The organism is Streptomyces sp. DSM 42067 (assembly GCF_055792885.1).
Genome location: NZ_CM147706.1, coordinates 995,189 through 1,009,614 on the forward strand (window position 1 = coordinate 995,189; position 14,426 = coordinate 1,009,614).

Consider the following 14,426-nt stretch of genomic DNA (forward strand, 5'->3'; position numbering starts at 1 on the left):
GGGACTCGTCGGAGGCCGGCCTGCCGAGCCTGGCCCCAACAAGGCCATGTCAATGGCGGCTCAGCTCGCGGGACGGCGGATCCGTCCGGCGTACCGCTTCTCCAGGCCCAGGTTGCTCTCGAAGCCGCCGGGCACGTTGGCCGACACGTAGACCGGCGGGCGTTCCCCGGAGGCGAGGAGGAGGGAGGCCGCCTCGGCGACCGTCATCTGGACCAGCATCACGCCGGTGAGCGTGGACAGGGCGCAGACCGAGCCGCCGCCTGGGAGGTCGAGGAGAGCGTCACCGCGCGGTGCCGCGTTGTCGAGGACGACGTCGGCGAGGTCGGCGAGCTTCTTGCCGCTCGGGTGGGCTGCGGGGACGGCCCGGGTGTGGGCCAGCGACGTGATGGCCAGGACGCGGTGGCCGTGTTCCTTGGCGTGCAGGGCCATCTCCACGACCACGCTGTTGACGCCGGAGTTGGAGATGACGACGAACAGGTCCTGTGGGCTCGGCGCGGCAAGGTCGTAGATCCTGGCGGCCACCCCGGACTCTCGCTCCAGGAGGGGGTCGTCGAGGACGCTCGCCCCGTCACCGCCGTAGAGGACGAGGTCGGCGATGCTCAGCCGGTTGGTGGGCACCAACCCTCCTGCCCTGCCGGCCAGTTCGAGGACGATAGCCTGGGAGTGGCCGGTACCGAAGGCCTGGATGACGCCGTCCGACCGCACACATTCCGCGATCAGTTCGGCAGCGCGCGCGACCTCGTCGCGGGCGGACTCGGTGATGCGGTCGAGGACGGCCAGGCTCTCGCGCGCGAAACCCTTGGCGCTCAGGGACTCTGCGGTCACGCGACACTCCCTACTGGTGGACGGTTGATGGTGGATTGAACCACCTCGTACAACTCCATCAGTGAATCAATAAATCACACGCCCCCGCGGCGGGCAACGAGCGGGCTTGGCTCGCTCCCTCGGTCCTGGTATTCAAATCGCCGTGAGAACGGTGGCTGATACCTTCTTCACATGCCCCCGACGGACGTCACCACCCTGATCCGCACCGAACTGCCCCGCCTCGCGGGCTCCCTGCGGAAGGTCGGCGAGCTGATCCTGGAGGATCCGGCCGCCGTCACCCACTGCTCGGCCGCCGAGCTGGGCCGCCGCACCGGCACCTCCCAGGCCACGGTGACCCGCTTCTGCCGCGCCATCGGACTCGACTCCTACCAGCACCTGCTGATCGAGCTGGCCCAGGAGCGCGGCCGCGGCGAGGTCTCCGACTGGGGCACCGCCGAGATCGGCCCCGACATCTCCCCCGACGACAGCCTCGAACGGGTCGTCCAGGTCGTCGGCACAGCCGACCTGCGCGCGGTGCAGCAGACCATCGACCGGATCGACCTCGACGCCGTGGAACGCGCGGCCCAGGCCGTCGCCCGCGCCCGGCGCGTCGACGTCTACGGCGTCGGCGGCAGCGGCGCGGTGGCCCAGGAGACGGAGACCCGGCTCTTCCGTATCGGCTGCGCGGTCCGCGGGTGGACCGAGGTGCACGCCGCCGCCACCTCCGCGGCTCTGCTCACCCCGGCCGACGTGGCGATCGGCATCTCCCACTCCGGGGCGACCCGGGAGACCCTCGAGCCGGTCGAGCTCGCCAAGGAGCGCGGGGCCACCACCGTGGCGATCACCGCGGACCCGCGCTCGCCGCTCGCCCGGGCCGCGGACATCCGGCTCCTGTCCTCCTCGTCGGAGACCAGCTTCCGCACCGGCAGCATCGGCGCCCGGCACTCCGTGCTGGTGCTCATCGACTGCCTGTACGTCCGGGTCGCCCAGCTGTCCTACCAGCGCGCGAGCGCCTCGCTGGCGCTGACCGACCACATCGCGGGGCAGCACGCGGTGAAGTCCCGCCGCAGTCGCTGAGCTTCCGCACACGAATTTCCCGCGCAGTAAGCCGCCCCGGCGCCCGGCCAGGGCGGCTTTCGCGTGCCCCTCGGCCCTGGCCCCGAGCATGAACCACCTTCGTCGCGCATACCGTGACGAGCGGGTCATGCACAGCGGCAAAGAGCCGGGCGCGGACGGGACATGCATGGCTGAACCACCGAGGAAACATTCAGATGGTTGTTTGAACCATCCCTCTGGTGTCACCATGGGGCCCCGCCGAGCCCTCGTAGGAGACCCATGCGCGTCACCTCTGTCGAGTCGACCGAGCTCTTCGTCGGTACCGAGGAGCAGCCGCACCAGGTCGTGGTCGCCGAGATCAGCCATGTCCCCGGCCGGACGGTCCGCATCACCGTCGAGGGCCCGGGCGTCCGCGGCGTCGGGGAGATCCTCGCCACCGCGGGCGACGACGGCACGGCACGCGCCGAGATTGCCGTGACCGCCGACCTCTCCCCCGGCGAGGGCACCCACGTCACCGTCACCGCCCAGGACGCCGACGACCCGGCCCAAGAGGCCCGGCAGACCGCCGCGTTCACGGCGGCCGAACCGGGCTGGACCATGTTCATGGTCAGCCACTTCCACTACGACCCCGTGTGGTGGAACACCCAGGCCGCGTACACCGAGACCTGGGACGTCGCCGACGACCCGGCCGCCACCGGGCTGCCGGCCCGCACCTTCGACTCGCGCGGCCAGTCCGGCATGAGCCTCGTCCGCGCCCACTGCGACCTGGCACGCCGCGACCCGGCGTACACCTTCGTGCTCGCGGAGGTCGACTACCTCAAGCCGTACTGGGACGCCTTCCCGGAGGAGCGCGCGTTCCTGCGCGAGCTGATCCGCACCGGCCGCGTCGAGATCATGGGCGGCACCTACAACGAGCCCAACACCAACCTCACCGGCGCCGAGGCCACCGTACGCAACGCCCTGTACGGCGACGGCTTCCAGCGCCGGATCATGGGGGCCTCGCCGGAAACCGCCTGGCAGCTGGACGCCTTCGGGCACGATCCGCAGTTCCCGGGGCTGATGGCGGACGCGGGGGTCAGCTCCAGTTCGTGGGCGCGCGGGCCGTTCCACCAGTGGGGACCGACGCTGTCCGTGTTCGGCGAGGAGCCCAGGGACCCCCAGCGGATGCAGTTCCCGGCCGAGTTCAGCTGGATCGCGCCGTCGGGTCGCGGGCTGCTGACCGCGTACATGGTCAACCACTACGGCGCGGGCTGGGTCATCGACAACGCGCCCACGCTGCCCGAGGCGGAGGCCGCGGCGTTCAAGCTGTTCAAGGGGCTCAAGCAGGTCGCGCTCACCCGCAACGTGCTGCTCCCGGTCGGCGGGGACTACGCGCCGCCGTGCCGCTGGGTGATGGACATCCACCGCGACTGGAACGCCCGTTACGTGTGGCCGCGGTTCATCAGCGCGGTCCCCAGGGACTTCTTCGCCGCCGTGCGCGCGCAGCTGGCGGACGAAGGCCGCAAGGCCTCCCCGCAGACGCGGGACATGAACCCCGTCTACACCGGCAAGGACGTCTCCTACATCGACACCAAGCAGGCCCAGCGGTACGGCGAGACGCTGCTTGCCGACGCCGAGGCCTGGGCGACCCTGGCCTCGCTGGTCACCGGACATCCGTATCCGGACGCGGCCCTCGACAAGGCCTGGCGGCAGCTGATCTACGGCGCCCACCACGACGCCATCACCGGCTCCGAGTCCGACCAGGTCTACATCGACCTGCTCACCGGCTGGCGCGAGCTGTACGACCTCGCCGAGGCCGTCCACGCCGACGCGACCCAGGCCCTCGCCGACAGAGTGACCCCGCTGCCCGGCGGCGGCACCGACCTCGTCGTCTTCAACTCCGCCACCTGGGACCGCCGGGACGTGCTCACCCTCCACGATCCCAGGGACCTCGTCCCGCTCGACGACAGCACCGGCCTCCCACTGCCCGCTGTGCGCGAGGACGGCGGACTCCGCGTCGTCGTACCGGACGTGCCCGGCATGGGGCTCAAGACGCTTCCGGTCGCCGAGGGTTCGGTGCCCGAGTGGACCAGGGGCGAAGGCACCACCATCCGCAACGAGTTCTACGAGGTGACGGTCGATCCGGCGCGCGGCGGCGCGGTGAGCAGTCTGCTCCTGCTGACAGAGGGCGGCCGGGAGCTGCTGCGCCACGGCGACATCGGCAATGAACTGGTCGTACAGGAGGAGTACCCCAGGCACCCACGCTTCGGCGAGGGCCCCTGGCATCTCACGCCGACCGGCACCACCGCCGCCCGAAGCCGGGACGTCCGGGCCGACATCGATGTCGAGAGCTCCCCCGCGGGGTCCCGGATCACCGTCCGCGGCGACCTCGGTCTCTTCCGCTACACACAGCGGCTGACCCTGTGGAAGGGCGTCGACCGCCTGGACGTGGCCACCACCATCGACGGCTACGACGGTGCCGACCGGCTCATCCGGGTGCGCTGGCCGTCCGACGTGCGGGGCGGGCTGCCGGTGCACGAGGTCGCCGATGCCGTGATCGGGCGCGGGTTCGGGTTCGTGGAGGTGGACAGCGAGCGGTTCCCATGGACGCTGGACAACCCGGCGAACACGTGGTTCGGGCTGGGGTCGACCGCGCGGGTCGCGGTCCACGACGACGCCGGTGCGTTCCTCGGCCACCGGCCCATCGGCGTCGCCGAGCTCGTGTACGCCTCCTGGGACGATGCCGGGGAACTGGGCACCCCGCTCTCGGCCGCGCTCGTCCGCGCGGGCGTCACCGCGACCTCGACCGTCGCCGACGGCCCCCGTTACGGCGACCTCGAAGTCGACTCCAACCTCCCCGACATCCGCATCGCCGTAGGCGCCCCCGACCGCAACTCCCTGGTCGCCGAGGCGCTCGGCTGGGACCCTGCCGCCGGGCGCGAGCTGCGCCGGCAGCTGGCCGAGACCGGCGTGGCGGCCGTCTGGGTCGCGCCGCGTGCCGCACTGCGCGAGGAATGGGTGCCCGGCGCCGACCTGCGCGACCTGGAACGACTGCCGCTGCTCGTGGTCGCGGGCGACCGCCCCGAGGACGACGCGAAGGCGGTCGACGCGCTGATCGCCGACCTGGACGCGACGGCGACCCTGCGGGCCACGGCGGCGGGCGGCGGTGAGGCCCTTCCGCCGGGCGACGCCTGGGACGGGCGCAGCTTCGCCGTGCTCAACCGCGGCACGCCCGGCTGTGTGGTCACCCCCTCCGGGGACCTCTACATGTCCCTGATGCGCTCCTGCACCGGCTGGCCGTCGGGCATCTGGGTCGACCCGCCGCGCCGTACGGCCCCCGACGGCTCGGCCTTCCAACTCCAACGCTGGTCCCATACGTTCGAGTACGCCGTCGTCGCGGGCACGGGCGACTGGCGGGAGTTGCGGCTCCCGCGGGCCGGGCATGGGTTCAACCACCCGCTCACCGCGCGGATCCGGCAGTCGTCGCGGGACCAGGTCGCCGTCCTGCCGAGAAGGGCGACCCTGCTGGCGCTCGAGCCCGCGGGCGAGGTGCTCCTCGACGCACTCAAGCCGGCCGGCTCACCGCTCGCCCGGGGAAGCGGGGCACCGGCGGATCCCGGCCGCGAGGTCGTCGTACGGATGCACGAGGTGAACGGCCGTCCGGTCCAGGCACGGGTACGCGGACCGGTGATGTGGAGGGAAGGCGCACGTGCCGACGTCCTGGAGACGCCCGGGGAACCCCTCTCCCCGGACGGGGACGGCGGCCTCGGAGCCCACCTGACCGGCTTCGAGGTCGCCACCGTCCTGGCCACGCCCGACGGAGCGCAGCACTCCGGCGGTCCGGGCGCCGCCGCCCAGCAACCCGCCCAACCGGCGCAGCACTCCAGCGGCCCCGGCGTCGCCGCCCACGAGCCCGCCCAGCCCGTCCACACCCGCTACTGGCTGCACAACTCCGGCCCTGCCCCGCGCGGCAACATGCCCGTCGCGGTGTACGTGTCACCGAGGGCCCTCACCGCGTCGGACGGCCGTCCCGTCACCGCGACCGTCCGCGTGAGCTCGGAGCTGACCGACGCACCCGTGTCCGGCACCGTGCCCCTCACGGCACCCCCCGGCTGGTCCGTCGAGCCCGCCGAACTGCCCTACGCGCTGGGCCCCGGCGGCTTCACCCTCGCCGAGGTGACCGTCACGCCCCCACCCGGCGCCGCACCCGGCCGGCACTGGCTCACCGCCCACCTCGAGTACGGCGGTCAGACGTACGAGGACGTCATCGCCCTCGACGTGCCGGGTGCCGTACCCGAAGGCGAGCCGGACGGGCGTACCGGACCCACCCTTGTGTCCCGGCTCGCCGCCGAGCGCGTCACCGTGCGACGGGGGGAGCGGGGCCAGGTCCCGGTGACCGTCCGGAACACCACCCGGGGGCCCGTCAACGGCACGCTGTGGGCCGTGTCGTCCTGGGGCACCTGGGCGGGCGTGGCGCCGGGTTGCCAGGGGTTCACGGTGGGCGCCGGCGAGGAGGCCCAGTGCGTGATCGAGGTGGACGGCACGACCGTACCGCCCGGGTCGTACTGGCTGATGGCCAAGGTGGCATGGCACGGCAACGTGGCCTACACCCAGGCTGTCACGCTGGAGGTGACGCCATGAGCGGGCCCATGCCGACACACGTCCACGCGCAGGCGGACCTGCCTGGGGACACCGCCGCCCTCGTCCACGGGGAACCACTCCCCCGTGACCGCGTGGACGCGCTCCTTGCGGTCGTCCCGCCGCGCCACCGCGAGACGCGCCCCGATGCCCTCGTCCGTGCCGAACGGCAGCGGCGGCGCTGGGCGACGCAGGTCGTGGTAGCGGACGAACTGGCGCGCACGGCCTGCGCCGAACGGCAGCTGAGGGCTCCGGAGGAGGTGTCGTCGTCCCAGGTGCTCGCCGTCGCGGAGGCGGACGTCGCCGATCTGGGCAGCATCGTCGCGGCGGTGCTCTCCCACTCCCCGGCCGCACGTGTCCTGCTGGACGTGTTCGAGCGCGAGCAGGCGATCCCCGAGGCAACCGTGCGGGACTACTACGACCGCAACCGGGACCGCTTCCTCACCCAGGAGGCCCTCCGGCGCGGCGTCGACCCCTTCGACGAGCCGACGCCGGACCACGTGTTGCCGTACGAGCGGGCCCGTGAGGGCATCGAGCGCGAACTGCGGCGGGCGGCGGGCCGCCGTGCCTTCTTCGCATGGCTCGACCGCGCCCGCACCGGCGTGGTGTACGCCGCCAGGCACGAGCACCCGGGCGACCCGTCACACCCGGACCACGAGCACCGGCACTGAGCGCTCCGCGGGAATCGCGGTGACGAACCCGCGGCCCGTGGGGGCTGGTCGCGCCCACGCGGCGGAGCCGCATATCGATACAGCCCCGCGCCCCTTACAGGGGCGCAGAACCGGACCCGACTTCGCCAGGCCCGCTTAGCGACCCTTGGCCGCTGAGAGTTCAGCGCCCAGGGGCCGCTAGGCGCACACCGGCCACGGCCGGAACCTAAACGCAACATGGCACCCCATTGACCTCCTATGAATTGTGGTCCACATTTTCATCAACCGGAGTCGAAGTTGGTGAATTGAACCAGCCGGGACCGAGCGGGCGCCAGCGAGGCCCGCAGCTACCTCGTCGCAGGAGGCCAACCATGCGCGCAAGAAGACTCACCGGATCCCTGACCTGTCTCGTCGTGCTGTCGCTGACGGCCGCGGGATGCGGCCTCTCGGGCGGCTCGGGCGGCTCCGACGACGGAGAGGCCACCGCGGGCGCCTGCAAGGTGGACGCGGGCAACGTCGGGTCCGGCAAGCTCTCCGGCGACGTGAAGGGCGACATCACCTTCCAGACCACCAACTTGAAGAAGGACTTCGGGGACTTCTTCAACGGGGTGATCGACGCGTTCGAGAAGAAGTACCCCGGCACCTCCGTCAAGTGGGTCGACGACCCGGGCGACGCCAAGTTCACCGAGCGGAACGTCGCGGACGCCCAGGCGTGCTCGCTGCCCGACGTGATCAACCTGAACAAGGTCACCGCGACCGCCCTCACCAAGTCCGGCTACCTGCTCAACCTCGACGAGAAGGACCCCGACGCGGGGAAGCCCTTCGTCCCGGCCTTCTGGGACTCGAGCACCCTGAAGGACTCCTCGGGCTCCGACATCCACTCCGTGCTGCCCTGGTACACCGGCGGAATCAACCTCACGTACAACACCGAGATGCTGAAGAAGGCCGGTATCGACCCGGAGAAGCCGCCGACGACCATCTTCGGGCTGTTCGAGGACTACGAGAAGATCGCCAAGTCGGCCAAGGGCAAGTACTACGCGACGATGGCCAACCCGATCTGGCGCCTCCCGGCCGACTGGCAGCAGATGGACATCAAGGTGTACTCCGACGACGGCAAGTCCTTCGTCTTCGCCGACGATCCCAGGACCACCGAGTGGGTCGCCTGGATGAAGAGGCTGTACCAGGGCGGCGCGATGCCGAAGGACTCGCTGTCGTCCAGCGACGACCCCTCGACGCCCTACGGCAACGGCCAGGTGGCCTATGGATCGACGAACCCCAGCTTCGTGCGCTTCGTGAAGCAGAACAGCCCGTCCGTCTACGACAAGACCGGCGTCGGCCAGTACCCGTTCGACAAGCTCGGCCACACCACCGGCGCCCCGCAGTACATCGGGGTCGCCTCGACCAGCAAGAACGCCGCCACCGCGCTGGCGTTCGGCAAGTTCCTCACCAACGCTGAGAACCAGACGGCCTGGTGCAAGGACCCGAACGTCGTGATCTTCCCGACGACCACCGAGTCGCTGGACGACCCGTTCTTCACCGACGTGACCGGAGACGACCCCTTCGGCGAGGCCCGCAAGGTGGTCGCCGAGCAGCTCAAGACCGCCACCGCCGACGAGGTCGTCCTCTCCGACCCGCAGCGGAACGCGATCGTGGCCGAGGTGCAGCTGGCCATGCAGGGCAAGAAGAGTCCCGAACAAGCGGTGAAGGACGCCCAGGAGAAGGCTAACGAGCTGCTGACGCAGGGCAGCTGACCGTGGCGACACAGACCGAGAAGCCGGTGGCCGGGCCGGGTACGGTGAGCAGCGCCGTACCGGTCCCGGCCCTCGGCCGGATACGGCGTCTGGGCCGGGCGCTGCGGCCCGGCCCCGCACCGGACGCCAACGGCGCCGCGCTGTACCGCCGCTGGTGGCTGCCCTGGCTGTGGACACTCCCCGCCATCGTGTGCGCGGCGGGATTCGGCGTGTTCCCCTTCCTCAACACCCTCGTGTTGTCGTTCACCGACGCCAAACCGCTCGGCGGCGCGGCGAACTTCGTCGGGCTGTCCAACTACACCCGCATGCTCGGCGACGACGACTTCTGGCTGGCCACCCGCAACAGCCTGCTGTACGCGGTGATCGTGGTGCCGCTGATGGTGCTGCTGCCGCTCCTGCTCGCCGTGCTGGTGGAGAAGAAGCTGCCCGGCATCGGGTTCTTCCGGTCCGCCTTCTACACACCGGTGATCGCCTCGAGCGTGGTCGTCGGACTGAGCTGGCAGTGGCTGCTCAAGGACGAGGGACTGGTCAACACCTGGCTGGAGAAGGCGCATCTGATCAGAGAAGCCATCCCCTTCCTGTCAGATCCGTGGCTGATCCTGCTGTCCGCGATGGGCCTGACACTGTGGAAGGGGCTCGGCTGGTACATGATCTTCTACATCGCCGCGCTGGGAAACGTCTCGCAGGACCTTCACGAGGCTGCCGCCATGGACGGCGCGGGTCCCGTACGGCGCTTCTGGCACGTCACCGTGCCCGGCGTGCGGCAGACGATGCTGCTGGTCGGCGTGCTGACCGGCATCGGCTCGCTGAGGGTGTTCACCGAGATCTACATGCTCGGCAGCCCCACCGGCGGACCCGGCGGCCAGGCCCGCACCCTGCCCTTCTACATCCGCGACGTCGGGCTCGATCCCCTGAGCGGCAACGCCGGGTACGGCGCCGCGGTCAGCGTCGCCCTCTTCGTACTGACCTTGGGCCTCACGCTGCTGGCTCAGCGCCTCACCAGGGGGGATGAGCAATGACCACGAGCACCCCGACCGCCACGGGCACCGCTACCGCCAAAGGGACCCCGGCCGCCCCGCGGGCCGCGCGGCGGCGCTTCCGCTGGCGGGACTACGGACGCCCCCGCGAGCTCGTGGTCCGCTATCTCCTGCTGCTCTTCGTGCTGGCGATCACCGTCGGCCCGCTGCTGTGGCAGCTCCTGACCTCGCTGAAGTCGACGACGGAGGACGTCTTCGGCCCGAACGCCTCCCTCCTGCCCCAGCACCCGACGCTGCGGGCCTACCAGCAGGTCTTCGACCAGGTGCCGGTGGCGACGTACATCTGGAACAGCCTGATCGTGGTGGTGCTGTCGCTCGTCAGCCAGCTGCTGTTCTCCACCATGGCCGGCTACATGCTCTCCAAGCCGGCGTGGCGGGGCGCAAAAGGAGTCTGGCTGCTGCTGATCGCCTCGATGATGTTCCCCTTCGAAGCGATCATGGTGTCCCTCTTCCTGAGCGTCCGGGACCTGGGACTGGTCGACAGCCTGGTCGGCGTATGGCTCCCGGGCTTCGTCGGCGCCATCAACGTCCTCATCATGCGGGCCGCGTTCCTCGCCGTTCCCCGGGAGATCGAGGACTCGGCCATGCTCGACGGGGCCGGGGAATGGCAGCGCTTCCGGTATCTGTATCTGCCGAGCGCCCTGGGTTCGATGTCGGTCGTCGCCATCAACACCTTCATCGCCGCCTGGGACGACTTCCTGTGGCCGCTGATCGTGCTGCGTTCCGAGGAGAGCTTCACCCTCACCCTGGGACTCGCCCGTCTGCAGACCTCGTCGTTCGGCTACGACCAGCGGGTGGTGATGGCCGGGTCGGTGATCTCCCTGATTCCCGTGCTCGTGCTGTTCGTCATCACGCAACGGTGGTTCTACAAGGGCGTCTCGTCGGGGGCCGTGAAGTTCTGACGGGCAGCCAGCCTCCGCCCACAGCCGCTCGACCGCCGCTCACCCGTCGATCCGCAGCACGACGGGTACGGCGGTGAGAGCGGCCCGCGCCGATTCGGCGATACGGATCTCCATCGCGCCGGGCAGCACGGCGGTCACCAAGTCGGCGCCGACCTGTACGAGTTGGTCGGCGCCGAGGGAGAAGGTGATCGTGCGCCGCTCGCCCGGCGCCAGGTCGACGCTCTGGAAGGCACGCAGTTCGAGGGTGCGCGGCCACACGGGGGTCAGCAGGCGGCGGATGTAGAGCTGGGCGACGGTACGGCCGTGGCGTTGCCCCGTGTTGGTGATGTCGACCTCGACGGTGCGCTGAGCCAGGCGCGGCCGGCCGTAGGCGAAACTCGTGTACGACAGCCCGTGCCCGAAGGAGTAGAGCGGCTCGGCGCTCTCGTCGACGTACGCCCCGTACTCGATGTCCTTGTGGTTGTAGTGGACGGGGAGCTGGGCCACCGAGCGCGGGACGGAGAGGGGAAGGCGGCCGGTCGGTTCCGCGTGGCCGAGGAGGATCTGTGCGATCGCCTCGCCGCCCCAGGGGCCCGGGTACCAGGCCGTGAGCAGCGCGGCGGCCCGGTCCGCCGCCTCCGGCACGGCGTGCGGGCGGCCCTGGATCAGCACGACCACGGTGGGAGTGCCGGTGGCGGTGACGCCGTCGAGCAGGGCGTGCTGGGCCGCGCCCAGCCGCAGTCCTGCGAGGTCGGCGCCCTCGCCGCAGGTCATCTCGGAGACGGCGGTCAGCGCGGCGCCGTTGGCGCCGAATTCCGTACCGGGCGTACGGGCGCTGCTGCCGCCCAGCACCAGGACGGCCAGGTCGGAGGCGGCGGCCACGGCGACCGCCTCGGGGATGTCCGAGCGGTCGTCCCCGGTGAGGGCGCAGCCGCGGGCATGGCGGATGTCGACGTTCTCCGGGGCCAGTCGCCGCAGTCCGTCGAGCACACTGGAGCCCGTGCCGGGCCTTTGTGGGGCCGTGTAGTCGCCGAGTTGGTGGGCGGTGGTGGCGGCGTGCGGGCCCAGGACAGCGATGCGCGAGACGCCCGGGCGTATGGGCAGGACTCCGCCGTCATCATGGAGGAGGGTGACGGCGGCGCGGGCGAGGGCGGTGCTCAGGGCGCGCCCACGGTCCGGGGATGGCGGCTGTGCCGAGCGGTCCGCGCTGTAGGGGCGTTCGAAGAGCCCGAGGCGGAACTTCAGGCTCAGCACGCGGGCCACAGCGGCATCAAGGACGTCCTCGCCGACGAGACCGCGCTCGACCGCCGCCTCCAGGTGAGTGAAGCCCTCGTCCCACAGGCTGAGGTCGACGCCCGCGTTCAGCGCGAGCGCGCCTGCGGAGACCTGGTCGCCGGTGATCCGGGCCAGCCGGTCCACGGCGAGCCCGTCCGCCATGACCAGCCCCCGGAAACCCCAGCTCTCGCGCAGCAGCCCGTGCAGCAGGGCGCGGTTGCCGCAGCAGGGCATCCCGTCCACCTCGTTGTACGCGGCCATGACGGCGGCGGCTCCGGCCCGGACTCCGGCACGGGCGGCCGGGAGGTGGATCTCGTGCAGCTCCCGAAGCCCGAGTTCCGACTCGGCGGAGTTGCGGCCGCCGACCGTGGCGCCCTGGCCCGCGAAGTGCTTGAGCACGACGGGGGCCTTGTCGTCGGCGAAGAGGCCGTCCTGCGGCCCCCCTGGTTCCCCTGTTTCCCCTACTGCCCCTGCTTCCCCCTGCATTCCGCGAACGAGCGCTTCCGTGAGCCGGGCGGCCAGGTACGGGTCCTCGCCGAAGCACTCCTCTGTGCGGCCCCAGCGCGGGTCGCGGGCGATGTCCAGCGCGGAGACGAGGGCGACATGACCGCCGCGGGCGCGCAGTTCGGCGGCGGCGTGCGCGGCGGCCCGCTCGTACAGCTCGGGGTCCCAGGTGGCGCCGACGGCCGGATTGACGGGCAGGACGGTGCCGTCGAGTGCCATGTGCCCGTGTGGCACCTCCTCGACGAACAGCGCCGGGATGCCGAACCGGCTGCGCTCTATGACATGGCGCTGGACGAGGTCGGCGAGGGCCGCGCCGTCCCCCGCGCCCGGTCCGGTGGAGTGGTCGACGCCCGACCAGGCGTCAGCCCGCATCAGCCCGTAGAGGGCACCGAGTCCGGCGAAGCGCTCGGTCTCGGCGTACAGGGCCTCGGTGAGTTCGAAGCCGCCGTCGGGGGTGCGGCGGTAGGCGTCCCAGCCGTACATCCGCTGGTTGAGCTGTCCGGCCTTCTCCCGCAGGGTCATCCGGGAGAGCAGGTCGCGGACACGGGCGTCCACCGGGGCGTCGGGGTCCCGGTAGAGGGGGCGGTCGTGGTCTGCGCTGCGGCCGGGGTTCTGCTCTCCGCCGCGGTGTGTGCGGTCGGGGGTCTGCTGATCAGCCTGGGCGGCCGCGTGTTGCGGAGTCGGCATGCGGCCGGTCCCTTTCGTAGGTGTGGGTGGTTTCGTACGCGCGGGTCGTCTCGCACGCGCGGGTCGTCTCGCACGCGCGGGTCGTTCAGATGCTCAGGCGGGCGAGCGCCACAGCACCCTGCGAGCCGTCGGCAACCCAGTCCAGGGTCAGGCCGAGGGGGTGCAGACGGGCGGTGAGGGGTGCGGTCAGCGGGCCGTCCGGACCGAGCAGGCCCCCGGTGGCGACGACCCGCTCGCCCGGTCGTGGCTCCAACGCCCCTACAGTGAGGGCCAGTTGGTCGGCCGCCTCCTCGAGGATCGCCTCCGCGACGGCGTCCTTGTCCCGTGCGGCCTCGGCCACCAGAGGGGCCAGGCCGGCGAGGTGGACCGGGGGCTGCGCCATGACGGCGGGGAGCAGGTGCATGCGGTAGGCCTCGCGCTGCCCGCGGGGCCACTCGGGGGCGCCGCCTTCAGCGTCGTATGGCAGGACGTCGGCGGACAGTACGTCGCCCGGCAGCACGTCGCCCGGTAGGCCCAGCGCCCGCCCGACCGCGACGGCCAGCGCCGTCGGCCCGCCGCGCCCGTCCGCCATGCGCAGGGCCGCCCGGACCGCGGCGCGTCCGATCCAGAAGCCGCTGCCGTCGTCGCCGAGCAGCCAGCCGTCGCCGCCCGCGGTCGTCGTACACACGCGTCCGGTGATGCGGGCCGCGACCGCGCCGGTGCCGGCCACCAGCGCGAGGCCGTCGGTGGGGTGGCCGGGCGCGGAGGCGAACGCCGCCTCGATGTCGCTGCAGATCTCCAACGACGCCGCGGGAATGCCGAGCCGTCGCAGCGCGGCGGAGAGGGCGGAGTGCGCCCGTAGCCGACCCGGCTCGTCCGCGGCGGTCCGCGAGGCGCCGGCGAATCCGCCCGCCACCGCCACCACTCGGCCGCGCAGCCGTTCCGGCACGGCTTGGGCGACGGCCTCGGCGAGGTGGTCGGTGAGCTGGGGCACCGGGACGGTCAGGGCGTTGCCCGGTCCCGCAGTGCCCTCACCCCGCGGACGGCCGTCGCGTGCGGACGCCAGGACGGCGCGCGTGCGGGTGCCGCCGGCGTCCAGGCCGACAACGAGGTCCCCGTCGTCGACGTCCCCGACAGCGAAGTCCCCCACGTCGCGATCCTGGTTCAATTCACTGTTCATCAGCG

9 protein-coding genes are annotated in these 14,426 nt (G+C 71.7%); 6 read left to right on the forward strand and 3 right to left on the reverse strand.

Translation table 11 applies throughout. The annotated features are described in order from the left end of the window. Positions 1-60: 60 nt before the first annotated feature. A complete protein-coding gene (locus ACSMXV_RS04810) occupies positions 61-825 on the reverse strand; it encodes a sugar isomerase domain-containing protein (RefSeq protein ID WP_473176456.1) in 765 nt (254 codons plus the stop codon). Between the two features lie 171 nt (positions 826-996). On the opposite strand from ACSMXV_RS04810, the gene ACSMXV_RS04815 reads away from it, so the two are divergent. From ACSMXV_RS04815 to ACSMXV_RS04840, 6 genes are all read left to right on the forward strand, one after another. Continuing rightward, positions 997-1,881: a MurR/RpiR family transcriptional regulator gene (locus tag ACSMXV_RS04815; RefSeq protein ID WP_473176457.1), complete on the forward strand. Its 885-nt coding sequence runs from the start codon at positions 997-999 to the stop codon at positions 1,879-1,881. Positions 1,882-2,139: 258 nt separating this feature from the next. Beyond that, a complete protein-coding gene (locus tag ACSMXV_RS04820; RefSeq protein ID WP_473176458.1) occupies positions 2,140-6,480 on the forward strand; it encodes a glycoside hydrolase family 38 N-terminal domain-containing protein in 4,341 nt (1,446 codons plus the stop codon). Continuing rightward, positions 6,477-7,148 carry a peptidyl-prolyl cis-trans isomerase gene (locus tag ACSMXV_RS04825; protein ID WP_473176459.1) on the forward strand — a complete coding sequence of 224 codons (672 nt, stop codon included), beginning with the start codon at positions 6,477-6,479 and terminating at the stop codon, positions 7,146-7,148. Before ACSMXV_RS04820 ends, ACSMXV_RS04825 begins: the two co-directional genes overlap by 4 nt. A gap of 350 nt (positions 7,149-7,498) precedes the next feature. Next, positions 7,499-8,878, forward strand: coding sequence for an extracellular solute-binding protein (locus ACSMXV_RS04830; RefSeq protein WP_473176460.1), 1,380 nt, complete (start codon positions 7,499-7,501; stop codon positions 8,876-8,878). Between the two features lie 2 nt (positions 8,879-8,880). After that, positions 8,881-9,897 (forward strand): carbohydrate ABC transporter permease, encoded by a 1,017-nt coding sequence (locus ACSMXV_RS04835; protein ID WP_473176461.1) that lies wholly within the window; start codon positions 8,881-8,883, stop codon positions 9,895-9,897. After that, positions 9,894-10,817 (forward strand): carbohydrate ABC transporter permease, encoded by a 924-nt coding sequence (locus ACSMXV_RS04840; RefSeq protein ID WP_473176462.1) that lies wholly within the window; start codon positions 9,894-9,896, stop codon positions 10,815-10,817. The genes ACSMXV_RS04835 and ACSMXV_RS04840 overlap by 4 nt, the downstream gene beginning before the upstream one ends. 39 nt (positions 10,818-10,856) lie before the next feature. Here the strand turns inward: ACSMXV_RS04840 and ACSMXV_RS04845 are convergent, their stop codons facing one another. Then, positions 10,857-13,097, reverse strand: a complete 2,241-nt coding sequence (locus ACSMXV_RS04845) for a glycoside hydrolase family 3 N-terminal domain-containing protein (RefSeq protein ID WP_473179237.1) — start codon at positions 13,095-13,097, stop codon at positions 10,857-10,859. Positions 13,098-13,347: 250 nt separating this feature from the next. Continuing rightward, the gene (locus tag ACSMXV_RS04850) at positions 13,348-14,421 is read right to left on the reverse strand and encodes an N-acetylglucosamine kinase (protein ID WP_473176463.1); all 1,074 of its coding nucleotides are present in this window, start codon (positions 14,419-14,421) and stop codon (positions 13,348-13,350) included. Between the last annotated feature and the right edge of the window lie 5 nt (positions 14,422-14,426).